The sequence below is a fragment of the Pseudomonas sp. FSO-7 genome, assembly GCF_059579345.1.
In genome coordinates, this window is record NZ_CM184193.1 from 3,067,228 (window position 1) to 3,091,512 (window position 24,285).

Sequence of the window (24,285 nt, forward strand, 5' to 3'; positions counted from 1 at the left end):
AGAACAGGGATTGAGTCGAGGGTCGGTCAGCCCAACCGACCCTCTTGCTGCAAGAGGGCGCCGATGCGCTGGATTTCTTTCTCACCTTTCTCCAGAGCCGCCACGCTGGTGTGCACCGAGTAGTGGCCCATCACTAAGTCATGGGGATGCTTAACCGCCGAACCGAGCACAAAGGACGTCGCGCCCCGGGCCACGATGTCGATGGCCGCGCCGGACTCTTCGAATACCACCATTTCCCCGGCATTGACGTTGCCGCCCGCATCGAGGCTGCCGCTGTTGACCGCCAGCCAGGCAACGCTGTGCCCGGCCGGCGGCGTGTAGCGCCAGTGCTCGTTGTCCTGCAATTGCACGGCGAGGTAATTCATGCCCGCTGGCGCCGTAACAGGGCTGCGGGTCGCTCCGTATTGGCCGAGCAATACCAGCACCGGACCTTCCTGAGGGATCTCGGAGGGCGCCAGGTAGAGGCTGTGGGGCGGGGCATTTTCTTGCGCCGCCGGCAGCGCCACCCAGAGCTGGAAGCCTTGGATCGGAGAACCGGCGACCGGCCGCCCGCTGTGCCATACACCGTTGCCGGCTTGCATCCATTCCACGCCGCTGCTGGGCAGTGTGCCGGATTGGCCGGTGGTGTCTTCGTAAATCACCTGGCCTTCGATCAGGTAGGTCAGCGTGGCGATTCCAGAGTGAGGGTGCATGCCGAATCCCCTTTGCATGGCGTCGGCCTTGGCCGCAATGCGATCGAGAAACACGAACGGCTTGCAGAGCTGGCCCAGGTCGCCGGGGCTCATGAGTCGGGTGATCGGCCCGTGGCTGCTGCCGGACGTGCGATGGACGATAGCGCGCGGCGGCGCGGCGACGATGCTGTTCATGGGATTGCCTCCAAGTCATGGGCGTTGGGCCTCGATGGGAGAAGGATAAGTGCCTGCCAGTGGATTGATTAGCCGATACAATCGGATTGAACTCATCCATTAAACGAAGGAATGTCGGCGCTATGCTCGATCTCAACGATGTCGCGCTGTTTGTCCAGGTGGTCCGCAGTGGCAGCTTCGCCGAGGCGGCCAGGCGCTTGGGCATGCCTGCCAACACCGTCAGCCGCCGGGTCCAACAGTTGGAGGCGCAGTTGGAGTCGCGACTTCTGCAGCGCTCGACCCGCAAACTCACGTTGACCCAGGTGGGCCAGGGGTTTTATGACCGCTGCGTGGAGGCGGTGGATGGTCTGATGGATGCAGGACAGGAACTGATGAAGGGCAGCGAAGAGCCCAGCGGCCTGGTGCGCATTGCGGCGCCGGCGGATTTTTTCGATTTTTTCCCGATGGAATGGGTGGCCGGCTTTTTAGCCGCACACCCTCGTGTGCAACTCGATTTTGTGCTCAGCGATGCCCGTGTCGACCTGATTGCCGACCGCATCGACGTGGCCTTTCGCGGCGGTCCGCTGCAGGACTCGGGGTATGTCGGTCGCCAACTGCTGCAGAACGACGGTGATGGCATGGTTGCCAGCCCCGCCTACATTGCCGCACGCGGCGCGCCGCTTTCGCTGCAGGACCTGGCTCACCATGACGGCGTGAGCTTCGCCCACCCCAGCGGCTTGACCGACTGGCGCCTCGTCGGCCCGGACGGCATCGAGGCGCACGTGCAGATCGCCAGTCGCTTCCACGCCAACACCGCCCAAGCGTTGCGCAGGGCGACCGTCGCCGGTCTGGGCATTGCCGTGCTGCCGGGAGCACTGAGCGCCCTCGACCTGGAAGCCGGCAGGCTGGTGCGCGTGATGCCGCAGTACCAACGCAGCGGCTTCGGCCTGAATGTGCTGTATCCGAGTCGGCGGCAGTTGCCGCTGGCGGTTTCGGCGTTTATCGGGTTGGTGATGGAGAAGCTGGAGCTCAAGGCGTTTCCGGCGCGGATGCAGTGAATTGGCCAATGCGATCTGTGCAGCCCAGCGGGAGGAAGCTCCCTGGCCACAAAGGCATTCCATATCCAGGAGGTGGATGTCAGTGGTAGCGGCTACCGCGTGCATCGACCTTTTTGACGCGCCGCCAAATCGCTCTTGTGGCGAGGGAGCTTGCTCCCGCTGGCTGCGCAGCAGCCCAAAAAAAGCTGAACGCAGCCTTCCTGACAGGCTTCGGTGACGGGTTTGGGGCCGCTGCGCAGCCCAGCGGGAGCAAGCTCCCTCGCCACGGGAGCGACGTGCTCCAAGTCTAATAAGATGTGCTTTGTTGCCGTGATCATCACGCTCGGGCAGTAGCCCATTTTTTTCCTTCCCAGCAACGACAAAAACCCTCGTTTCGCAAATCCCCGCCTGCCAACACAATCGCCTCGACACCTCATCTCGATCATCGCAACCGCAGAACAACAAGAAAACCGAACCCGAGGCGGCGCCATGCCGGCCTGAATCAAACCTATTGTCGGAAGTGCACAGACATGCCTGTTGAAACCCTACGCATCGATACGCTTGTTATAGGCGCCGGCCAGGCCGGCGTGGCCATGAGTGAGCACTTGAGCCGGCAAGGCGTGCCGCATCTCGTCGTGGAGCGCAGCCGCATTGCCGAGGCCTGGCGCACGGCGCGTTGGGATTCGCTGGTGGCCAACGGGCCGGCCTGGCATGACCGCTTTCCGGGGTTGGAATTCGAAGGGCTCGAACCGGATGCCTTCGCGACGAAAGACCAGGTGGCCGATTACTTCGAAGCCTATGCCCGCAAGTTCAACGCACCGATCCGTACCGGCTTGGAGGTCAGGGGTGTCGAGCGCAATGTCGGCCGTCCGGGCTTCAGCGTCGAAACCTCCGAAGGCCTGATCGAAGCGATCCACGTGGTCGTCGCCACCGGGCCTTTCCAACGGCCAGTGATTCCACCGATTGCGTCGGACATGGCAACGGTCACCCAGCTTCACTCGGCCCAGTATCGCAACCCCGGGCAATTGCCCGAGGGGGCGGTGTTGGTGGTGGGCGCCGGGTCGTCGGGGGTGCAGATCGCCGATGAACTGCGGCGCACTGGCAAGCAGGTCTATCTCTCGGTGGGGGCCCACGATCGTCCACCCCGGGCCTATCGCAACCGCGATTTCTGCTGGTGGCTGGGCGTGCTGGGCGAATGGGACGCCGAGGCGGTCCAGCCCGGCAAGGAACACGTCACCATCGCCGTGAGCGGTGCCCGTGGCGGCCATACCGTGGATTTTCGCCGGCTGGCCCACGAGGGCATCACCCTGGTGGGGCTGACGAAATCGTTCAACGGCAATGTGGTGACCTTCGAACCGAATCTTGCCGAAAACATCGCACGCGGCGACGAAAACTACCTGGCCTTGCTGGATGCCGCCGATGCCTACATCGCCCGCAACGGCCTGGACCTGCCGCTCGAACCTGAAGCCCGCCACCTGCTGCCCGACCCGCCATGCCTGACCCAGCCGATCCTGGAACTGGACCTGGTCGCCGCTGGCGTGACCAGTGTCATTTGGGCCACCGGCTACTCGGTGGATTACAGCTGGCTGAAGGTCGACGCCCTCGGCGCCAATGGCAAACCTCGGCATCAGCGTGGCGTTTCCAGCGAGCCTGGCCTGTATTTCGTCGGCTTGCCGTGGTTGTCACGTCGAGGCTCGGCGTTCATCTGGGGTGTCTGGCATGACGCCCGGCATATTGCCGACCACATCGTGAAGCAACGCATTTACCTCGCCTATCAAGATGCTGCCCAGCGCCAGGCCCCGGCGCTCGACAGCGATTCACACCGTTCGAAAACCAGTCTCTCGGGAGTCCGCTGATGCCTACTCACACACGTATTCGCATGTTCAATACCAAGGACACCTACCCGAACCAGACGCTGGACAACGACCTGTGCCAGGCCGTGCGCGCGGGCAACACCGTCTACGTGCGCGGTCAGGTCGGCACCGATTTCGACGGGCGACTGGTGGGCCTTGGCGATCCTCGCGCCCAGGCCGAGCAGGCCATGCGCAACGTCAAGCAATTGCTGGAAGAGGCCGGCAGCGACCTGAGCCACATCGTCAAGACCACCACGTACCTGATCGACCCGCGTTACCGCGAGCCGGTGTACCAGGAGGTCGGCAAGTGGCTCAAGGGCGTGTTTCCGATCTCCACCGGGTTGGTGGTCAGTGCCCTGGGCCAGCCGCAGTGGCTGATGGAAATCGACGTGATCGCGGTGATCCCTGAATAAGGAGTGGAGCATGACCTTTTCCATCGTTGGACGCTGTGCCGAAACCGGTCAGTTGGGCATTGCCATCAGTTCCTCGAGCATTGCCGTCGGCGCCCGTTGCCCCTGGTTGCGCGCGGGCGTCGGTGCGGTGTCGAGCCAGAACATAACCCTGCCGGCCCTGGGACCGCAGATTCTCGATGAACTGGCCGGCGGCTTGGCGGCACAAGCGGCGCTGGAGCGGACCCTGCCGCGCAACGGCTACAGCCAATACCGCCAGGTGGCGGTGATCGACGCCGAGGGCCGCACGGCGATTTTCAGCGGCGAGCATACCCTGGGCACCCACAACGCGGTGGCCGGTGAGCAATGCGTGGCGGCCGGCAATCTGTTGGCCAACGCTGCGGTGATCGAGGCCATGGTCACGGCCTTCGAACACAGCGGTGGCTGTCTTGCGTCACGCTTGATGAGCGCGTTGCAGGCCGGGCAAGCGGCGGGCGGGGAGGCCGGGGCGGTGCATTCGGCGGCGCTGTCGGTGGTCGATGACCTGACCTGGCCCATCGTCGATCTGCGGGTGGACTGGGCCGAGGAAAACCCCATCGACGAGCTGGAAAAGCTCTGGCTCGCCTATCAGCCGCAATTGCAGGATTACCTGACCCGTGCGCTCAACCCGACCCTGGCGCCGAGTTATGGAGTGCCGGGTGATGAGTGAGCTGCGCAGCCGGGCGTTGCTCGAACGGTTGGTGGGCTTTGCCACGGTCAGCCGCGATTCGAACCTGGCCTTGATCGAGTTCGTGCGCGACTACTTGCAAGGGCTCGGCGTGAACAGCGAGCTGATCTACAACGCCGAGCGAACCAAGGCCAACCTGCTGGCGAGCATTGGCCCGGCGGTGCCCGGTGGCGTGGTGTTGTCCGGACACACCGATGTGGTGCCGGTGGACGGGCAGGCCTGGACGGTCGATCCGTTCTGCCTGACCGAGATGGACGGCAAATGGTTCGGGCGGGGCACGGCGGACATGAAGGGCTACCTGGCCTCGGTGCTCGCGGCGGTGCCGGTATTCTTGTCCAGCCCGCTGCGGCGACCGGTGCACATGGCGTTTTCCTATGACGAAGAGGTGGGGTGCCTGGGCGTTCACAGCTTGCTGGAGGTGTTGGTTCGGCGAGTTCCGCAACCGGCGCTGTGCCTGATTGGCGAACCCACCCAACTCCGACCGGTGCTGGGGCACAAAGGCAAGCTGGCGATGCGTTGTCATGTCCGAGGGGTGGCCTGCCATTCGGCCTATGCCCCTTACGGGGTCAACGCCATTGAGCAGGCGGCGCGCCTGATCGGGCGGTTGGGCGAGATCGGCGCGCAGTTGGCCGAACCCTCACGGCACGACCCGCGCTTCGACCCGGCGTTTTCCACGGTGCAGGTCGGGGTGATCCACGGCGGCACGGCACTGAACATCGTCCCGGCCGACTGCCGTTTCGATTTCGAAGTACGCGCCTTGCCGGATTTCGATCCCCATGGGGTGGCCGAGCAATTGCAAGGTTATGCCGAGCAGAGCCTGCTGCCGGCAATGCAGGCGGTGGCGCGGGATACGGCGATCCGCTTTGAACCACTGTCGGCCTACCCGGGCCTGGCCACTTCGCCCGACAGCGCGGCCGCTCAACTGGTTGCGCGGCTGTGCGGCAGTGACGCCTTCAGCACGGTCGCCTTTGGCACCGAAGGCGGCCTGTTCCACCAGGCCGGCGTGCCGACGGTGGTCTGTGGTCCCGGCAGCATGGACCAGGGGCACAAGCCCGACGAATACGTGAGCGTTGAACAAATGGCTGCCTGCGATCGCTTGATGGATCGCTTGGCGAGTCATCTTTGTGAACCCAATGATTGCTGACCGCAAGGCTGCCTGAGGAGGACGATTTCAAGGGAAGGAGATTCCTGGTGGTCAGCCAGGCGACAACGAACAGGCCGACAAGAGCCTTTGCTGTAGACCATACCGCCCGTGTTTACGGTCACCTTTGAGTCCCGTCACCGGCTCGTGCGGGCGAGCCGGTATTTTCGAGGAACCGCTTCATGTCCAGATCCTTGCGTTGCAATATTGCGTGTGCATTGGCGTTGTTGAGTTCCAGCGTCATGGCCGCACCCCAAAGCTTGACCGTGATTTCCTTTGGCGGCGCCACCAAGCAGGCCCAGGACAAGGCCTACTTCCAACCTTTCAACGCCAGCGGTGCAGGAAGCATCGTGGCCGGCGAATACAACGGCGAACTGTCGAAGATCAAGGCCATGGTCGCGGCCGGTCACACCAGTTGGGACGTGGTCGAAGTGGAAAGCCCCGAGTTGCTGCGTGGTTGTGAGGAGGGCTTGTTTGAAAAGCTCGACCAGACGGCCCTGGGCGACCCGGAGAATTTTGTTCCGGGCGCACTCACCGAATGTGGCGTGGCCACCTATGTCTGGTCGATGGTCCTGGCCTATGACCAGAGCAAGCTCGCCAAGGCGCCCAAATCCTGGGCGGATTTCTGGAACGTTGCCGAGTACCCGGGCAAGCGCGGTCTGCGCAAGGGGGCCAAGTACACCTTGGAAATCGCCTTGCTGGCCGATGGGGTCAAGGCGCAGGACCTGTACAAGGTGTTGAACACCCCTGAAGGCGTATCCCGGGCATTCGCCAAACTGGACCAGATCAAGCCGAACATCCAATGGTGGGAAGCCGGCGCCCAACCGGCGCAATGGCTGGTGGCGGGGGATGTGGCGATGAGTGCGGCCTACAACGGGCGTATTGCGTCGGCACAAAAGGAAGGCATGAAACTGAGTATTGTCTGGCCCCAGAGCCTGTACGACCCGGAGTACTGGGCCGTGGTCAAGGGCACGCCGAACAAGGCCCTGGCGGAGCAGTTCATTGCCTTTGCCAGCCAGCCGCAGACCCAGAAGGTGTTTTCGGAAAACATCCCTTATGGGCCGGTGCACCGCAAGACACTGGCGTTGTTGCCGACGGCGGTACAGGAACAGTTGCCCACCGCCGAGGCCAACCTGGCTGAAGCCCAAGCCGTGGACGCGGAGTTCTGGGTCGACCATGGCGAGGAACTGGAACAACGCTTCAATGCCTGGGCGGCTCGCTAGGCACCGAATCTGCGGCGCCCCCCGTGTTTTTTGTGGCGAGGGAGCTTGCTCCCGCTGGGCTGCGCAGCAGCCCCAACACTGTTATCGCAGTGTGTCAGATTGAACCAGTCGGTTGGGTTTGGGGGCGCTTCGCACCCCAGCGGGAGCAAGCTCCCTCGCCACGGGTTTAGTGTTTGGCTGGGGGTGGTGTGGGTTATTCAAATCCCATTATTGGCGACCACCCACCTGCGGTGAACACCTACCTTTTGTGGCGAGGGAGCTTGCTCCCGCTGGGCTGCGCAGCAGCCCCAACACTGTTATCGCAGTGTGCCAGATTGAACCAGTCGGTTGGGTTTGGGGGCGCTGCGCACCCCAGCGGGAGCAAGCTCCCTCGCCACGGGTTTAGTGTTTGGCTGGGGGTGGTGTGGGTTATTCAAATCCCATTATTGGCGACCACCCACCTGCGGTGAACACCTACCTTTTGTGGCGAGGGAGCTTGCTCCCGCTGGGCTGCGCAGCAGCCCCAACACTGTTATCGCAGTGTGCCAGATTGAACCAGTCGGTTGGGTTTGGGGGCGCTTCGCACCCCAGCGGGAGCAAGCTCCCTCGCCACGGGTTTAGTGTTTGGCTGGGGGGGTGTGGGTTATTCAAACCCCATTATTGGCGACCACCCACCTGCGGCGAACACTTACCTTTTGTGGCGAGGGAGCTTGCTCCCGCTGGGCTGCGCAGCAGCCCCAACACGGGTTATCGCGGTGTGTCAGGTTGAACCCGTCGGCTGGTTTTGGGAGCGCTTAGCAGTCCAGCGGGAGCAAGCTCCCTCGCCACGGGTTTAGTGTTTGGCTGGGGGTGGTATGGGTTATTCAAATCCCATTATTGGCGACCACCCACCTGCGGTGAACACCTACCTTTTGTGGCGAGGGAGCTTGCTCCCGCTGGGCTGCGCAGCAGCCCCAACACTGTTATCGCAGTGTGCCAGATTGAACCAATCGGTTGGGTTTGGGGGCGCTTCGCACCCCAGCGGGAGCAAGCTCCCTCGCCACGAGTTTAGTGTTTGGCTGGGGGTGGTGTGGGTTATTCAAACCCCATTATTGGCGACCACCCACCTGCGGCGAACACCTACCTTTTGTGGCGAGGAAGCTTGCTCCCGCTGGGCTGCGCAGAGCCCCAACACGGGTTATCGCGGTGTGTCAGGTTGAACCCGTCGGCTGGTTTTGGGAGCGCTTAGCAGTCCAGCGGGAGCAATCTCCCTAGCCACGGGTTTAGTGTTTGGCTGGGCGTCAGGCCAGCCATTGCCTGAACTGTTCCTTGCAGTAGTCGACAAACAACTGGGCCGGTTTGGTGAGGTGCGCGCGCTTGAGCCAGCCGGCCACCAGCGCCGAACCTGTCACGTCCTCGGCGATGTCGACGCACACCAGGTGTTGCCCATCGTAGGTGCAGGTGGCGTGCGGACGGGTTACCAGTACGGCAAAACCGAAGGACTGGCCGACCATGCCTCGCACCATCTCGATGGAGGGCGAGCTGAAGACAATGTTGGGGGTCAGGCCCAGCTCTTCGAAGATGCTCACGAAATAGGTACGGCTGGGCTGCACATCCAGCAGGATCATGGGTTCGAGGGCCAGGTCGCGCAGCGACACCTGGGCCTGATCGGCGAAGCGATGGCCCGCCGGCAATAACGCGTAGGGGCGTTGCGGCGCCGTCAGTGCTTCGGTCTCGATAGTACTGTCGAGGTCGTGTTCATAGAAAATCGCCAGGTCGAAACGCCCCCCCGTGAGGCCTTGCACCAGCTCTTGCTGTTCGCCATCCTGCACGCGGATTTCCACCCCCGGGAAGCGCTCGCGAAAACCGGCGATCAGCCGCGGCAGGTAGAGCGGGGCGACGGTTTCGAAGCAGCCGATGTCGATCTGCCCGCTGACCACATCGTTATCGGCCAGTGCGTTCTGCTCGAACTCCCGAGCCATGCGCAACAGTTCCTGGGCCTTGCGATAGAAACGCGCGCCGCCGGGCGTCAACGAGACTCCCTGGGCGTGATGACGAATGAGCAACTGCACGCCGAAACTGTCCTCCAAGCCCTTGATGGCGGAGGCGATCGACGGCTGGGCGATGTACAGCTTGCGGGATGCTTCGGCGACGCTGCCACATTCGACGGTGGTGACGAAGTACTTCAGCTGACGCAAGGAATAGGACGCCACGGCACACCTCGATCCGGATGATTTCTGCCTACCTTACCTTGTGCACGGAGGGCGGTGGGCGGGCATTGATACGGATTTTGCTGGGCAGTGACGATATTCAGGCTGGCTTGGGGACGAGCGCCGGGAAAAAAACGCCTGCCCAAGGATCGTTGGCAGGCGTCTGGGAAAGACCGGCACAGACAGGAGGAACTGGCCGGGGGCGGGAACGGGGTCAGGCCACCGGGATCGACGGGTCGGCGGCGGCCAGGGCGGTCGCGCGATCAGCCGCGGGCGGGTAGATCCACACGCTGTTGATCTGGGTCTTGAGGTCCTTGGCTTCCTGCCCGACCAACTTGAGCTGGCGATCCCAACCTTCGGTATACACCGCGCCCCAGGCACCCAGGTCCAGGCAGGTCACATACTTGGGTTGGCTGTAGGCCATCGGCGCGACGCCCAGCAAGTCGGCCGCCGCGTTGTTGCCGGCATAGCGGCCCAAGGCGATGGCGTGCTGGCAGGACATCGCCGCGTAGTTACCCAGGGTGTCGGTGGCGGCGTAGGCCACGTCACCGGTGGCGAATATGTCGTTCTGGCCCAGGACTTTCAGGTTGGCGTCGACGTGCAGGCGACCCTGGCGATCACGGGTGCCGGGAATCTGCTGGGTCAACGGACTGGCGCGGAAACCCACGGTCCAGATCACGGTATGGGACTCGATACGCTGGCCGTTCGACAGGGTGACGCCACCGGCATCCACCGACTCGACCGAGGCGTTGAGGATCCACTCGATACCCAGGTGCTCGGACGCTTCGACAATGGACGGGCGAATGCCGTCGCCCAACGCTGCGCCAATCTGCGGCCCGCGATCCACCACGATGACCCGGATGTTCGCGTCCTCGCCGAGGACAGCGCGCAGGCGTGCGGGCATTTCGGTGGCGGTTTCGATCCCGGTAAAGCCGCCGCCGGCCACCACCACGGTGTTGCGGGCCGGGCTGTCCGGCAGATTTTTCAGGGACTTGATATGGGCTTCGAGGCGGATTGCCTGTTCGATTTCATCAACGTCGAAGGCATGCTCGATCATGCCTTCGAGGTCGGGGCGAACCAGATGGCTACCCGCCGCGAGCACCAGGCGGTCATAGCCCAGGGTGCCGTGGGTACCGAACACATCCACATAGCCAACCCGCTTGTTGTCGACATCGATACTGCTCGCCGAACCTTGTACGAATTTCACGCCCACCGCGTCGAACAGACCACCCAGCGGCGCGGCCATGGTGTGGACGTCCGGCTCGTAGAAACGAGGGCGAATGCGCAGTTCAGCCTGGGGGGCCAGGACGCTGATCTGCACGTCATGACGATCGTGTTGGTCCAGCAGCCGGGCCGCGCTCAATGCGCTCCAGACCCCGCCGAAACCTGCGCCAACAACCAGAATATGGTGTTTCATGATGAGCTCCCGAAGACAAAATCGATACGTTGAATTGTTTAACTGTTTCAGCGTGACCGTGTCGCGAAGTACTCCAAAAGCGCCTGGCTGCAATGAATTGCCATCGAGCACATTCAGTTTCGGTTCGCTGTAGGGAAGCTTATTGGCAGGACCTGTGTTTAACACTTCTACATAGGGTCATTGCGCTTATGCCTGGGTAGGGGAGATCTATACGAAGGTATGAGGACGCGGCGTAATCAAGCGGAGCGGGCAAGTACCGATTCGATACAGGCGATCAATTCAGCGCAGTCGAAGGGTTTCGGGAAAAACGCCACCGGCTCGGGCACACCCGCACTGACACGGGGTGGCACGCCAGGGTAGCCGGTGATGAAGATGATCGGGATCTGAATGCCCAGGGTCGACAATCGATCGTACATCTGAATGCCCGTCATGCCAGGCATTTGAATATCCGATATCAGGCACGCGGTGTTTTCAAGTTCGCAGGAAGATAAAAAATCCAAGGCACCCGCGTATGTTTTAACCCGATATCCGTGGGAACGTAACAAGCCATCCAATGCAATTCGAACAGACTCATCGTCATCAATGATTGAAATAATTGCAGTGTTGGACATGTCGATACCTGGGGTTGATATCAGGTGGCCATAAAGGCGCCCGTGTCACTGCAAGATACGCCGTCCAATGGTCCCGCCAAGTATACGTGGGTATGAACTTTCTACTGTTCGATACAGCATTCCCCCGGAATGCTTAAATCGTCGCCCGCAATTCACGCGGTGACAGGCCATAGTGTGAGCGAAAGCGCACCGCAAAACGCGAGGCCGAGGCGTAACCGCAGGCACCGGCAATTTCACCAATGGGACGAGACGTTGTCTGTAACCATTGCAACGCTGTCGCCAGGCGAACGCCCTCCAGAATGCTCCTGAAACTGTCCCCTTCATTCGCCAGTTGGCGCCGCAACGTCGATTCACCCAGGTTCAGGTGTTGCGGCCCCGCGCGCATCTCCCGGTCATCCCACTGCAACAGTTTTTCCCCCTGTCGCACTCGGCACAAGGTGGTCACGAACACCGGTACCCTTGACAAGGTAAGGGGCTGCCGCGCCCGTATGACACACGCATCGATAATGTTTTCCCGGTGCTGTATGCCGTCACAAGGGCGCATCGTTCTTAACGTCCGTAAGTTGAAGTAATGGTCGCTTTGGCCAGGACGTTGGCATTGAGCATGTACCCAACCAAGGCGCCACTGGCCTCACCGTCGAGTGGTAGCTTATCTACTTTTAATGCCCATACGGTGAATTGATAGCGATGGGGTTTATCCCCTACAGGTGGACAAGCCCCGCCAAATCCCGGCTGGCCATAATCGGTTCGCCCTTGTACTGCGCCGGCCGGCAGGTTCGCGCCCACGCCTCTTGGCAAGCCATGGGTAGATGTGGGCAGGTTGACCACCGTCCAATGCCACCAACCGCTACCGGTCGGTGCATCGGGATCATAGACCGTGATCGCGTAGCTTTTAGTGCCTGCGGGGGCATTTGCCCAGGAAAGCTCAGGAGACGTGTTGCCACCTTCGCAGCCGAAACCTTGGAACACTTCGCGACGGGTCAGCGGGCGGTTGTCAGCAATATCCCGGCTGGTCAGTGAGAAGTCGGCAGCGTATCCACCGAGTGATACTGCCAAAGTAAGTGCAGGCAGGATTGATCTGATTTTCATCGCGATTCCATCTGGATCTTAAGTGAAGTTCGAGTCTAGGTTGAACAGAGAGGGGGGACTGTGCCGAAACGCTCGGCCAAAGTGCCGAAATGCTCGATTCACTATCGGCCTGTGTTAGTCAGACGCCATTCCAGCACCTGGGCCATGCGCACCAGCTCGGCGAACGAGCCTGCGCACATCTTGCGCATCGCTTGGCCGCGGTGAATCTTGACCGTGATTTCGCTCAAGCCCAGTTCCCCGGCGATCTGCTTGTTCATCAGGCCCGACACCGCCAGCGCCATGACCTGCTGCTCCCGGGGCGTCAATGTGGCGTAGCGGCCAAGCACTTGCTGATGGCCGCGTTCGGACTCGCGCCGCTGGCGGTCCTGGTGATGGGCGGCGGTCACGGCGTCGATCAGGTCCTGTTCGCGGAACGGTTTGGCGAGGAAATCCACGGCACCGGCCTTCATCGCCCGCACGGTCATGGCGATGTCACCGTGACCGGTCATGAACACGATCGGCAGTTGAACGTTGGCCGCGACCAGCGCCCGTTGGCAATCCAGGCCGCTGGTGCCTTGCAGCCGCACATCCAGGAGCAGGCAACTGGGCTGGTCGGATCTGGGATGGTTCATGAACTGCGCGACCGAATCGAACAGGTGCACCTGCAGGCCGATGGAGCGCAGCAGGCTGCCGAGGGATTGGCGCAGCGGTGCGTCGTCGTCAACGATATAGACGATGGGAGCGTTGTCGATGACCGGACCCGAGGACTGTATGGAGTTCATTGCTCGCCCCCCGACAGAGCGGTGCTTGTGAGCCGCGGCAGCGCGAACCTGAACGAGGTGCCTTGGCCGGCCTCGCTGGTCGCCCAGATCCTGCCGTCATGGAAGTCGATGATGGACCGGCAGATGGAAAGGCCCATGCCCAGGCCGTTTTCCTTGGTGGTAAAAAACGCATTGAACAAGGACGGCAGGACCTCGGGGGCAATGCCGGTTCCGTGGTCAGTCACCTCCAGCAGCACGTCGTCAGCCTCCATCCAGGTGCGTAGGTGCAGGGTTCGTTCGTGTACCTTGACCCCGTCCATGGCGTGACAGGCATTGATGATCAGGTTGATGATCACTTGCTGCAGTTGCACCCGGTCCGCGCTGACCTGGCTGTCAGTCGCTGCCAGATCCACCTTCGTCCGGACTTTATGATGCGCCAGTTGCTGCTGGACCAGGTTCAGGGTCTCGCGGACGATGTCGTCCAGCCGCTCGGGCTGGCGCGACGGGTCGCACTTGCGCGACAGCGCCCTGATACCGCTGATGACCTCGCTGGCGCGACAGCCGTTGGCGACGATTCGGTCGAGGCAATCCAAGGCTTCCCCGAGATCGGGTTCCGGACGTTCGAGCCAGCGGCGGCAGGCCTCGCCACTGCTGGTGATGGCCGTCAGTGGCTGGTTGACCTCGTGGGCAATGGACGCGGCCATTTCCCCCAGGGAGGTCAAGCGCGTGACATGGGCCAGTTGGCTCTGTGCGCGGAACAACGCTTCTTCGGCCTGCTTGCTGGCGGTGACGTCCATGAGTGCGCCGAGGTACTGGAAACGACCATGCTGGACGAGCAGGGGGCTGGCGATCATGTGGATGTGCTTGATGCGTCCGTCAGGCATCAGCAGCCGCAGCTTGACCTCGATCTGTGGTTCGCCCGCGGCGGCCTGTTGGAAAACCCCGCGGGCCAACTCCAGGTCTTCAGGATGGGTGCGCTCCAGCATCATCGACACCGTCGGCGTCTTGCTGGGCGAGTACTCGAAAATACGTGCCGATTCCTCCGACCAGGACAACGCTTGTCGATCACCGCGAAAGCCCACGCTGCCGGTCTGGCTCAGGCGCTGGGCGCCGGTCAGGTAAGCCTCGTTATGCCGCAGGCTGTCGGAAGCCTGCTTGCTGCGCAGGGCCAGGAAGGCAATGGCGGACAGTGCGGTCAGGCAGCGGAAGAAGCCGGTGGTCGATTCCCAGCGGTGATAGCCGCCGTTGTATAAGAACATTGCGGTGAGCAAGCCCATGCACATCAGCGCGACGGTGATCACCAGGTTGATGGAGAACAGGTTGGCCGCCATCAACAACAAGGTGATGTACAGCAGGGTCGGGGCCAGGTCGGAGTGGGTTTCGGCGTTGATGATGACGATCCCGCAGGCCACCACCAGGCCCACCGCCCAGCCCAGGGCGTTGACCAGCGGGTGGGTGCTGATGCCCATCGACAGTCGCGGCCCCCTCTGGCTTGGGCTGTATCGAAGGCTGTCATACACGTTCTTGAGCATTGCGGAGGGTAGAGGCACGCTGGCAGACCTTCTGTTTTTACGTGGTCTCGCTCTGGGGTGTCGGGGCGACAGAGCATCGATTCGTATCTTACGAAGCGCCGCTTTGCCTGAGGTAGGACATAAAACCCTGAAATCCCGCCAGACCGTGCCAAAGAGGGGGGCCGCTTCGCACCCCAGCGGGAGCAAGCTCCCTCGCCACAGGTTTTGTGTTTTGTCCGGCGGTGACGTGGGTTGTTCAAATCCCATTATTGGACCACCAACCTGTGGCGAACACCGCCTTTGTGGCGAGGGAGCTTGCTCCCGCTGGGGTGCGCAGCGCCCCCAAAACCAGCCGACGGGTTCAACCTGGCACACCGCGATGACAGTGTTGGGGCCGCTGCGCGGCCCAGCGGGAGCAAGCTCCCTCGCCACAAAGGCAGTGTTCGCCACAAAGTCGGTGTTCGATACGGGGCCGGGTATATACCGAAGTATCGATGACGCCGCCCAAAGGGTGAGTCGAGTGTCCCCATGTACAACAGACCTAGCGCGCCTCGGGGATTACGCTTTCAACACCTCGTCGCCATAGGCCTTGATGGAGGGCGCAGGCGATGATCTTGTCCACTCCTGACTCAAAGGCCTGGCGCCTGGGGCGACGACGATGATGAACAGAAATGACCTGCGTCGTGCTGACATCAATCTGCTGGTGGTCTTCGAAACCATGATGCACGAGCGAAACGTGACCCGTGTCAGCGAAAAGCTGTTTCTCGGCCAGCCAACGATCAGCAGCGCCCTGGCACGCTTGCGGTTGATGTTCGACGATCCCTTGTTCATCCGTTCGGGGCGGTTGATGGAACCGACCTCCCGGGCGCGGGAAATCTTCTCCAACCTGTCACCGGCCCTGGACGGCATCGCCGCCGCCTTGAGTCGCTGCCAGGCGTTCGAGCCAGCCACCAGCGAGGCGACCTTCCATATCGGCCTTTGCGATGACGTCGAGTACGCGCTGCTGCCGGAGTTGTTGCGGCGCCTGCGGGTCGAGGCACCGGGCACCACGTTGGTGGTGCGCCGGGCCGATCAATGGCAGGTGTCCCAGCTGTTGGCCAGCGGCGAGATTTCCCTGGGCATCAGCCCGACGCTGGAGCTGCCCGCCAATGCCCGGCGCAAGACGCTGCGGCCTATTCGACCGATGCTGTTGCGCGCCGATTCGCAGCCCGGCGAACTGACCCTGGACGAATTCTGCCGTCGGCCCCATGCCGTCGTGTCGTCCATGGGCAATGTCATCGATGATACGGACCGCGCGTTATGCCTGATGGGCCGACAGCGCCGAGTGGTGTTGACCGTGCCGCAGTTCAGCGCCTTGCCCGTGCTGCTGGCCGAGAGCGACATGATTGCCATCGTGCCGGATTACGTTGCCCTGGCGATGGCGATGACGACCGGCATGCGGGCGCAAGCGGCCCCGATCTGCTTGCCCCAGCACGAGCTGTCGATGGTCTGGCGCGGCGCCTCGCACAATGATCCGGGGGAGCGTTGGTTGCGTTCTCGTTGCAGCGCGCTTCTGGCCGAGCAGGACGACGCGCGGGAGCGATCCAAGCGAGTGGCCTGACGGAACAGTTGCAAGAGTCTCGCGCTCAGCGGGAAAACCGGTTGCGATATTCCCGAGGTGAAATCGACAGGTGACGCTGGAAGGTGTGGCGCATGCGTTCCTCGTCACCGAAGCCGCAGGATCGGGCGATCTGGTCGATGTTGCGCTGGGAGTCTTCCAGCATTCGCCGCGCGGCCTCAAGGCGGAACAGCTCGATGGCTTTGGCCGGGGTTCGGCCAGTCTGGCGTTTGTAGACCCGGGCAAAGTTGCGCGGGCTCATCCTGGCTTGGCGGGCCAGTCGTTCGACGGTGAGGGTGTTGTCGTCCAGGTGCTCGGAAATCCACACGTGCAATTCGTCGAAGCCGGCGCTCTCCTGCATCTGCAATTGCAACAGTTGGCTGAACTGCGCCTGCCCGCCGGGGCGCTTGAGAAACACCACCAGCTCACGGGCCACCTGCAGGGCCACGTCGCGACCGCAATCGGCTTCGACCAACGCCAGGGCCATGTCGATGCCGGCGCTGACGCCGGCCGAGGTCCACACGTTGTCCTGCTGGATGAAGATCGCATCGAGGTCCACCTCAACCGACGGGAAACCGCTCTTGAGCATCTCGCACATGGCCCAGTGGGTGGCGGCTCGGCGTCCGTCCAGCAAGCCGGCCTGGGCCATGAGGAAAGTGCCGCTGCACACCGATGCGGTGCGCCTGGCCTGGACCGAGGCCTTGCGCAGCCATTGCACCAGGTCGACACAATCGACCATCGCCTGTTGTATGTCCGGGGCGCCGGGCACAATCAGCGTGTCAATGAGCGTCCCGTCGAGTTCATGCAGGGCACGGGTCTCCACGACCAGGCCTTCGGCGCTTTGCATCAATCCGCCTGCCAGGCTCGCGGTGTGCATGGCGTAGCCGGGCAGGCCGCGTTCGGTCATGGCTTTGGTGGCGGCCCAGAACACGGTCTGGGCACCGGTCAGGTCCAGCAAACCCATCTGCGGATAGGCCAGGAATACCAGGGTGCGCGGCTGGGAAAGGGATTCGGCGGCGATGCCGACATCCAGGGTCATCTCATTCATGATCGCTTCGCGCTGGGTGTTCATCAGGGGAGGTGTGCAAGGTTATCAAGTGATCGTGTCCGGGAGTGCGATTTCATGGACCCGGATGTCGGACATTTAGGTGCTATTGATATGCTATTCAGGTATTTAAATTAATTTTCTTATAGCTTTAAAGTCGTGATCTGCAGTCTTTTCCCCTTACTGTGAGGTTCACCCGACCATGGCTTTCAAGCGTTCCGCGCTCACCTTGTTGGTTTCCCTGGCGGCCTCTGCGCTGCTCAATCCCTTGGCCCACGCCGAAGGCAAGATCAGCATCGCCCAGCAATTCGGCATCGGCTACCTGATCCTCGATGTGGTGCGTGACCAGCAGCTCATCGAGAAGCATGGCAAGGCCCAGGGCCTGGATATCAAAGTGGACTGGAACAGCATTTCCGGCGCGACGGCGATGAACGAGGCCTTGCTGACCGGCGCCCTGGATGTGGTGTCGGCGGGTGTTCCGCCGATGCTGACGATCTGGGATCGGACCCGCGGCAAGCAGAACGTCAAGGCCATCGCCTCGCTGGGGTCGATGCCCAACTACCTGCTGACCAACAACCCGCACGTCAAGAGCCTCAAGGACTTCACCGACAAGGATCGGATCGCCGTCCCGGCGGCGGGTGTCGGGTTCCAGTCGCGCACGTTGCAGATCGAAACCGCCAAGGTGTTCGGCAACGATCATTTCAAGAAATTCGACGACATCTCGGTCAGCCTTCCGCACCCGGATGCGACGGCGGCGCTGATCGCCGGCCAGTCGGAGATCAACTCACACTTCTCCAGCCCACCTTTCCAGTACCAGGCACTGCAAAGCCCCAACGTGCACAAGGTGCTCAGTTCCTATGATGTGCTGGGCGGGCCGGCGACGTTCAACGTGCTCTACACCACGGAAAAATTCCACGACGAAAACCCCAAGACCTACAAGGCGTTCTACGACGCCTTGGTGGAAGCGCAAGGCATCATCAGGGCTGACAAAGCGGCCGCTGCCCAGACCTACATCCGCGTAGAACAGTCCAAGTTGCCGCTGGCGCTGGTGGAAAAAATCGTCACCGACCCCGAAATCGACTTCACCGTCGTTCCGCAACGCACCTACATCTATGCCGAGAAACTGCATGAACTGGGCGTGTTGAAAAACAAGGCCGACAGCTGGAAGGACTATTTCTTCGAAGAGGCCCATGCCGACGCCGGCAGCTGAATCCGGGCCGGTATCCGTTTTCGGCACAATTGCACGACCGGCCCGCGGGGCGGAATGGAACTTGCCTGAGCTTTGACCCATAAGCCCTGGAATCATCAAAGGTCGGGTCAATGAACAATGACAACATGGCGCAGCCAGCGGTCTCGTCGGAGGGGTTGCCGGTGCTGCCGATCAATCGGTTCCGCACCACAGACATCGATGAGCATGCCCGGAACATGGGCGGTTGGCAGGTTTGCTATGACCAGTTGACCCCTGGGCGCTTCGACGGCGAGTTGATCGAGTTCCGCTCGGAGTGGATGCAACTGGTGCGCGACCGCTCTAATCAGGCCCTGACCAAGCAAGGCATTGCCTGGGAGGGCGCCATCACCTTCAGCGTGCCGCTGAGTGCGGACGGGCCGGTCTTTTGCTCCGGGCACCCGATTGTCGAGCCCAGCCTGTTGGTCGCCCGTGGCCATAACCTGCCTGAGCTGCGCACGCCCCAGCATCTGGATCTGCTCGGTGTCGCCATCGACGAGCAGGCGTTGGAGCATGTGCTGGAACGTCAAGGCAGCCGCTTTCGAATTACCGATCTTCCCAAGTGTTACCGTCTCGGCAACTCGACGCTGCCCGCCGAGCTTGCGGCGTTATTCGATGAGCTTGAAGGGGGCGAGCAGGGGCGTGACTCATTGCTGGGTTACGAGTCGATTCGTCGTGGCCTGCGTGACACGGTGATGCTGCACATACTGGAACTGGTGGCGCCGGACGAGGCCCCCCCGCTCAGCCCCACGGCGCGCAAGCGCATGGTCGATCGCGCGCGGGAGTACGCCTTGGCCCATGTCGATGAGCCGCTGTCGATCCTCGACTTGTGCAATCACATCGGTGCCAGCCGACGCAAACTGCAGTATTGCTTCCAGGAAACCCTGGGCATCAACCCCGTGGCCTATTTGCGGGCGTTGCGCCTCAATGCCGTGCGCCGTGAACTGCGCAATGGCGATCAGGTGCTGGGTGTGCAGGAGGTGGCGGCGCGCTGGGGGTTCTGGCACTTGAGCCGGTTTTCCAGCGACTATCGGGTGCTGTTCGGCGAGACACCCTCCCAAACCCTGCGTCGCACGCATCTGTGCTGAAAACGGATAACGGCTGACCGGCCGCCTCCCTAGGATGACCCCGACACCACATGGTTGGAGGGGCATTCGATGTACCAAAATAAAAAAACAAACGCCTGGCGCTGTACTTGGCTGACCTTGGGACTGATCGGCGCATGCGGCGCTGCCCATGGCACCGAAAACGGAGCGCCGACCACGGCGGTCGGGGTCTACGATTTCGGCGCGGGCATGATGCCGCCGGCCACGCCCTTTGGCACCGTCGGCCTGCGCACCGCGTTCTATTCGGCCAATGTGCAGAAAGATCGCCACGGCAAGTCCGTGGACAACAATTTCTCCCTGGATGTCTTGTCCATCGGCGTCGCTTACATGCGCATGACCGATTACACCGTGCTGGGCGCCAAGTATGGCTTCGGTGCCGTCGTACCGTTCTTCCAGATGGACGCTTCGGTACAGGTGCAGACTCCTGTCGGCCCGCTGGACCTTGAAGCCGATCCGTTCCGCATGGCCGACATGCAGGTGCTGCCGGTTATCCTGCAGTGGACCCTGTCGCCGAATCTATTCGTCAACGCCCAGTTCCAGATCCAGGCTCCCACCGGTGACTACGACAAGGATCGCTTGATCTCACCGGGTCTCAACCACTGGACCTTCTCGCCGATCCTCAACGCCACGTACATCTCCGACAGCGGCTTCGAGGTGTCTTCCAGCTTCGAAGCCGACATCAATACGCGCAACCACGCCACCGACTACAAGAATGGCGTCGAGTACCGTCACGAATTCGCCGTGGGCCAACACGTCGGCCCGTGGACCGTGGGCGTGGGTGGCTACTACTACCGGCAATTCACCGACGACGATGCACCGGGCCTGGAGACGGGCAATCGTGCCCGGGTGTTGGCGGTCGGGCCGGCGGTGAGCTACTTCAAGCCCGGCATGCCCCCGGTGTGGCTGCATGTCTACAAGGAGCTCGATGCGCGAAACCGCGCCGAGGGCTACACCACGGCGCTGCGTATTTCTCACAGTTTCTAAAAGGGGCTCGCCATGAACCAATCAAGTTCCGTTTCAAAGGCGGCCACCCCGGCGCGCCAAGCCAATTGGCGCGAAGGCGGGGTGCTGATGCTGGGCAGCAGCCTGACGATCATGGGCGCGGTGATGGTCACGCCGATCCTGCCCCGGTTGGGCGCCGAATTCGGCCCCTTGGAACCGCGCGCCGATCTGCTGGTGCCGTTGGCGATCACCGGCCCCGCTCTGGCTATAGCCGTGTGCGCGCCTTTGGCGGGCTGGTTGGCCGACCGGGTCGGACGCAAGGCGTTGCTGGTGATTGCCACGCTGCTCTACGCCTTGCTCGGCGCGTTGCCGGCCCTGCTCGATAGCCTGCCGTCGATTGTCGGTGTGCGGCTGTTGTTCGGTTGCACGGAGGCGGCGGTGATGACCTGCTGCGCGACGCTGATCGCCGACTATTGGCAGGGCGAGGAGCGGCTGCGCTACGTCAACCGGCAGGTGGTGACCATCGGCCTGGTGGGCGCGCTGTTTTTCGTCGTGGGCGGTGTGCTCGGCGAGCATTCGTGGCGTGCGCCGTTCCTGTTGTATCTGCTGCCGCTGCTGCTGGTGCCGGCCATGATGAAAGTGCTCTGGGAACCACCGGTGGCGAAGCGGCAGAAGGTCGAGCAGGGCGTCGATGAGTCGGCTCCGGCCAAGGTCGCCGTGCTGCCACTGCTGGTCGGCTACCTGATGATCCTGGGCGGCATGGTCCTGACGTTCATCATGCCGATCCAGGCGCCGACGCTGTTGGTCAGCCTGGGCATCACCTCCAGCACGATGATCGGCCTGGCGGCGGGCCTGAGCCTGTTGGCGACCTTGGTCGGTTCGCTGATGTGGCCGTTGCTGCGCCGTCGCTTCGGCATCGCCGGTTGCAACGCGCTGTTGCTTGGCCTGATGGGCCTGGGGCTGTGGCTGCTGATGCGCGGGCAAAACTACAACGAAGTGTTGGTGGCGGTGTTCATCCAGGGCCTGGGGGCCGGGCTGCTGGTGCCCAACGTGATGGCACCGGTGATGAATGCCTTGACCGCCAGCACCCGCGGCCGGGGCTTGGGCGGGTTTACCTCGTGCCTGTACATCGGCCAATTCGTCAGTCCGCTGGTGGTGGCGTTGGTGGTTGTCTTTGCCGGTGACCTGCGTCACGCCATCCAGTGGCTGGCCCTGGCCAGTTTTGCCTTGGCGCTGCTCTGGGTCATTGCCGGCCTGCGCGCACGGAGCCAGGGGCAGGCGAGCACCGTTGGATCACATCAATCGTCGTGACATAAGGAATCTGGAACATGGGTATGCAAGACATCCACCATCTGATGGACAGTGAAGATGCCACCGCGCTGGCCGAGTGGGTCAGGCGTGGCGAGGTCCAGCCCGGCGAACTGCTGGAAACCGCCATCGAGCGTCTGGAGCGGGTCGAGCCGCAGCTCAATGCGGTGGCCGAGCGCTTGTACGATTCGGCCCGGCAGACGGCCCGCACGCCACAGGTTGGCCAAGGCCTGCTGGCCGGTGTGCCGACCTTGATCAAAGACCTGTTTTCGCCGGTTCACGGCGCGGCGATGACCAACGGTTCTCGCGCACTGGGTGACTTTCGTGCGGATTTCGAATCGGAAGTCGTGACGCGTCTGCGCCGTGCCGGATGCCAGGTGATGGGCGCCAGCACTTCGCCGGAGTTCGGCACGTCGTACTCCACCGAGTCCGTGCGCTTCGGTGCCACGCGCAACCCTTGGAGCGGCGAGCACAGCGCCGGTGGTTCCAGTGGCGGCGCGGCGGCGTTGGTGGCGGCCCGCGTGGTGCCGTTCGCCCATGGCAATGACGGCGGCGGTTCATTGCGTGTGCCGGCGTCTTGCTGTGGCGTGTTCGGGTTCAAGCCCAGTCGTGGCTTGATGCCGTCGGGGCCGATAGTGGGCGAGGGCTGGGCGGGGATGGGCACGCCTCATGCGATCACCCTGTCGGTGCGCGACAGTGCGGCGCTGCTGGACGCCACCGCCGGGATGGACCTGGGCGCGCCCTATGCCGCGCCGGTCCAGGCGTTGCCGTATGTGATGGCGGTGCAGGCTGATCCCAAGCCGCTGCGCATTGCCCTGGTCGAGCAGCTCGGCCCTTGGCCCACCGCGCCGCAAAGCCTGCAGGCCGTGGGCGAGGCGGCCCGGTTGTGCGAGGCCCTGGGGCACCGTGTCGAGCCGGTGAGCCTGCCGGTGGGGTTGCTGGAGTTTCTCGACCATGTATTCACCATCATTGGCGCCAGCTCTCGTCACTATGTCGACCTGTTGGGCCAGGTGCGTGGGTTTGCCGTACAGGCGGAAGAACTGGAGGTGCGCACCCGGATTATCTTGCGGGACAAGGGCAACGTCAGCGGCGCCCAGTATGCCGCGGCGGTGGAATGGATTCATGCCCTCGGCCGGCAGTTGGCGGTGTTCATGCAGGATTACGACGTGATCCTGACCCCGGTCCTGACCCGCGAGCCGGTGCGGATTGGCGAGCTGGATCTGCAGGATGTGTGCATGAGCCTGGATGAACTGATCGAGCGCTACCACAGCTATTCGCCGTTCACCGCGCTGTTCAATGCCAGCGGCCAGCCGGCGATGTCAGTGCCATTGTCCTGGAGCGCCAATGGCTTGCCGATGGGGGCGCATTTTGCCGGTCGCTTTGGCGAAGAGAACACTTTGCTGGCCCTGGCCGCCCAACTGGAGCGCGCTCAACCCTGGCGCGGTCGGGTCCCACCGGTCAACGCCTGCCGGCGTTAAAACTGTGGGAGCGAGCCTGCTCGCGAAGGCGTTGGGTCAGTCGGCATCATGGTTGGCTGATAGTCCGCTATCGCGAGCAGGCTCGCTCCCACAGGGGGATTTGTGGTGGTCGCGGATGCCTTGGGCGACTCGGAAAAAAACTGTGGGAGCGAGCCTGCTCGCGAAGGCGTTGGGTCAGTCGGCATCATGGTTGGCTGATAGTCCGCTATCGCGAGCAAGCTCGCTCCCACAGGGGGTTTGTGGTGGTCGCGGATGCCTTGGGCGACTCGGAAAAAACTGTGGGAGCGAGCTTGCTCGCGAAGGCGTTGGGTCAGTCGGCATCATGGTGACTGATAGTCCGCTATCGCGAGCAGGCTCGCTCCCACAGGGGGATTTGTGGTGGTCGCGGATGCCTTGGGCGACTCGGAAAAAAACTGTGGGAGCGAGCTTGCTCGCGAAGGCGTTGGGTCAGTCGGCATCATGGTTGACTGATAGTCCGCTATCGCGAGCAGGCTCGCTCCCACAGGGGGATTTGTGGTGGTCGCGGATGCCTTGGGCGACTCGGAAAAAAACTGTGGGAGCGAGCTTGCTCGCGAAGGCGTTGGGCCAGTCGGCATCATGGTTGACTGATAGTCCGCTATCGCGAGCAGGCTCGCTCCCACAGGGGGATTTGTGGTGGTCGCGGATGCCTTGGGCGACTCGGAAAAACTGTGGGAGCGAGCTTGCTCGCGAAGGCGTTGGGTCAGTCGGCATCATCGTTGACTGATAGTCCGCTATCGCGAGCAGGCTCGCTCCCACAGGGGGATTTGTGGTGGTCGCGGATGCCTTGGGCGACTCGGAAAAAAACTGTGGGA

The 24,285-nt window shown here is 62.5% G+C and carries 21 protein-coding genes; 12 read left to right on the top strand and 9 right to left on the bottom strand.

Annotated elements, in window-relative coordinates:
• Positions 1 to 26: 26 nt before the first annotated feature.
• Positions 27 to 866 (bottom strand): pirin family protein, encoded by an 840-nt coding sequence (locus AC515T_RS13360; protein ID WP_496532867.1) that lies wholly within the window; start codon positions 864 to 866, stop codon positions 27 to 29.
• A 122-nt stretch (positions 867 to 988) separates the two neighbouring features.
• Here AC515T_RS13360 and AC515T_RS13365 point away from each other — a divergent pair, with 122 nt between their 5' ends.
• From AC515T_RS13365 to AC515T_RS13390, 6 genes are all read left to right on the top strand, one after another.
• Positions 989 to 1,903: a LysR family transcriptional regulator gene (locus tag AC515T_RS13365; protein ID WP_496532868.1), complete on the top strand. Its 915-nt coding sequence runs from the start codon at positions 989 to 991 to the stop codon at positions 1,901 to 1,903.
• A 509-nt stretch (positions 1,904 to 2,412) separates the two neighbouring features.
• A complete protein-coding gene (locus AC515T_RS13370; RefSeq protein WP_496532869.1) occupies positions 2,413 to 3,738 on the top strand; it encodes a flavin-containing monooxygenase in 1,326 nt (441 codons plus the stop codon).
• Positions 3,738 to 4,148, top strand: coding sequence for a RidA family protein (locus AC515T_RS13375; protein ID WP_264426930.1), 411 nt, complete (start codon positions 3,738 to 3,740; stop codon positions 4,146 to 4,148). Before AC515T_RS13370 ends, AC515T_RS13375 begins: the two co-directional genes overlap by 1 nt.
• A gap of 10 nt (positions 4,149 to 4,158) precedes the next feature.
• Positions 4,159 to 4,833 carry a DUF1028 domain-containing protein gene (locus AC515T_RS13380; RefSeq protein ID WP_496532870.1) on the top strand — a complete coding sequence of 225 codons (675 nt, stop codon included), beginning with the start codon at positions 4,159 to 4,161 and terminating at the stop codon, positions 4,831 to 4,833.
• Positions 4,826 to 5,995: an acetylornithine deacetylase gene (gene argE, locus AC515T_RS13385; protein WP_496532871.1), complete on the top strand. Its 1,170-nt coding sequence runs from the start codon at positions 4,826 to 4,828 to the stop codon at positions 5,993 to 5,995. The genes AC515T_RS13380 and argE overlap by 8 nt, the downstream gene beginning before the upstream one ends.
• Positions 5,996 to 6,234: 239 nt before the next feature.
• The gene (locus tag AC515T_RS13390) at positions 6,235 to 7,215 is read left to right on the top strand and encodes an ABC transporter substrate-binding protein (RefSeq protein WP_496533131.1); all 981 of its coding nucleotides are present in this window, start codon (positions 6,235 to 6,237) and stop codon (positions 7,213 to 7,215) included.
• Between the two features lie 1,259 nt (positions 7,216 to 8,474).
• On the opposite strand, the gene AC515T_RS13395 is transcribed toward AC515T_RS13390, so the two are convergent.
• From AC515T_RS13395 to AC515T_RS13425, 7 genes are all read right to left on the bottom strand, one after another.
• Entirely contained in the window at positions 8,475 to 9,386 is a 912-nt protein-coding gene (locus AC515T_RS13395; protein WP_496532872.1) for a LysR substrate-binding domain-containing protein, read from the bottom strand.
• Positions 9,387 to 9,597: 211 nt separating this feature from the next.
• Entirely contained in the window at positions 9,598 to 10,800 is a 1,203-nt protein-coding gene (locus AC515T_RS13400) for an NAD(P)/FAD-dependent oxidoreductase (protein WP_496532873.1), read from the bottom strand.
• Between the two features lie 236 nt (positions 10,801 to 11,036).
• Positions 11,037 to 11,411 carry a response regulator transcription factor gene (locus AC515T_RS13405; protein WP_496532874.1) on the bottom strand — a complete coding sequence of 125 codons (375 nt, stop codon included), beginning with the start codon at positions 11,409 to 11,411 and terminating at the stop codon, positions 11,037 to 11,039.
• A gap of 133 nt (positions 11,412 to 11,544) precedes the next feature.
• On the bottom strand, positions 11,545 to 11,955 hold the full coding sequence (locus AC515T_RS13410) for a helix-turn-helix transcriptional regulator (protein ID WP_496532875.1): 411 nt from the start codon (positions 11,953 to 11,955) through the stop codon (positions 11,545 to 11,547).
• A 5-nt stretch (positions 11,956 to 11,960) separates the two neighbouring features.
• Positions 11,961 to 12,500 carry a kinase inhibitor gene (locus tag AC515T_RS13415; RefSeq protein ID WP_496532876.1) on the bottom strand — a complete coding sequence of 180 codons (540 nt, stop codon included), beginning with the start codon at positions 12,498 to 12,500 and terminating at the stop codon, positions 11,961 to 11,963.
• A gap of 101 nt (positions 12,501 to 12,601) precedes the next feature.
• Positions 12,602 to 13,261: a response regulator transcription factor gene (locus tag AC515T_RS13420; protein ID WP_496532877.1), complete on the bottom strand. Its 660-nt coding sequence runs from the start codon at positions 13,259 to 13,261 to the stop codon at positions 12,602 to 12,604.
• Complete coding sequence (locus AC515T_RS13425) at positions 13,258 to 14,709, bottom strand: sensor histidine kinase (protein ID WP_496533132.1); 1,452 nt, start codon at positions 14,707 to 14,709, stop codon at positions 13,258 to 13,260. The genes AC515T_RS13420 and AC515T_RS13425 overlap by 4 nt, the downstream gene beginning before the upstream one ends.
• A 700-nt stretch (positions 14,710 to 15,409) precedes the next feature.
• Between AC515T_RS13425 and AC515T_RS13430 the strand changes: the two genes are divergently transcribed.
• Entirely contained in the window at positions 15,410 to 16,351 is a 942-nt protein-coding gene (locus AC515T_RS13430) for a LysR family transcriptional regulator (protein WP_496532878.1), read from the top strand.
• A 25-nt stretch (positions 16,352 to 16,376) separates the two neighbouring features.
• Here the strand turns inward: AC515T_RS13430 and AC515T_RS13435 are convergent, their stop codons facing one another.
• Positions 16,377 to 17,387, bottom strand: a complete 1,011-nt coding sequence (locus AC515T_RS13435) for a GlxA family transcriptional regulator (protein ID WP_496533133.1) — start codon at positions 17,385 to 17,387, stop codon at positions 16,377 to 16,379.
• 208 nt (positions 17,388 to 17,595) lie between these two features.
• On the opposite strand from AC515T_RS13435, the gene AC515T_RS13440 reads away from it, so the two are divergent.
• The 5 genes from AC515T_RS13440 (at position 17,596) to AC515T_RS13460 (ending at position 23,452) form a co-directional block, all read left to right on the top strand.
• A complete protein-coding gene (locus tag AC515T_RS13440; RefSeq protein WP_496532879.1) occupies positions 17,596 to 18,603 on the top strand; it encodes an ABC transporter substrate-binding protein in 1,008 nt (335 codons plus the stop codon).
• Between the two features lie 110 nt (positions 18,604 to 18,713).
• The gene (locus AC515T_RS13445; RefSeq protein ID WP_496532880.1) at positions 18,714 to 19,706 is read left to right on the top strand and encodes a helix-turn-helix domain-containing protein; all 993 of its coding nucleotides are present in this window, start codon (positions 18,714 to 18,716) and stop codon (positions 19,704 to 19,706) included.
• A gap of 69 nt (positions 19,707 to 19,775) precedes the next feature.
• Positions 19,776 to 20,708, top strand: coding sequence for a SphA family protein (locus AC515T_RS13450; RefSeq protein ID WP_496532881.1), 933 nt, complete (start codon positions 19,776 to 19,778; stop codon positions 20,706 to 20,708).
• 12 nt (positions 20,709 to 20,720) lie between these two features.
• A complete protein-coding gene (locus AC515T_RS13455) occupies positions 20,721 to 21,977 on the top strand; it encodes an MFS transporter (protein WP_496532882.1) in 1,257 nt (418 codons plus the stop codon).
• 17 nt (positions 21,978 to 21,994) lie between these two features.
• Positions 21,995 to 23,452 (top strand): amidase, encoded by a 1,458-nt coding sequence (locus AC515T_RS13460; protein ID WP_496532883.1) that lies wholly within the window; start codon positions 21,995 to 21,997, stop codon positions 23,450 to 23,452.
• Positions 23,453 to 24,285: the final 833 nt, after the last annotated feature.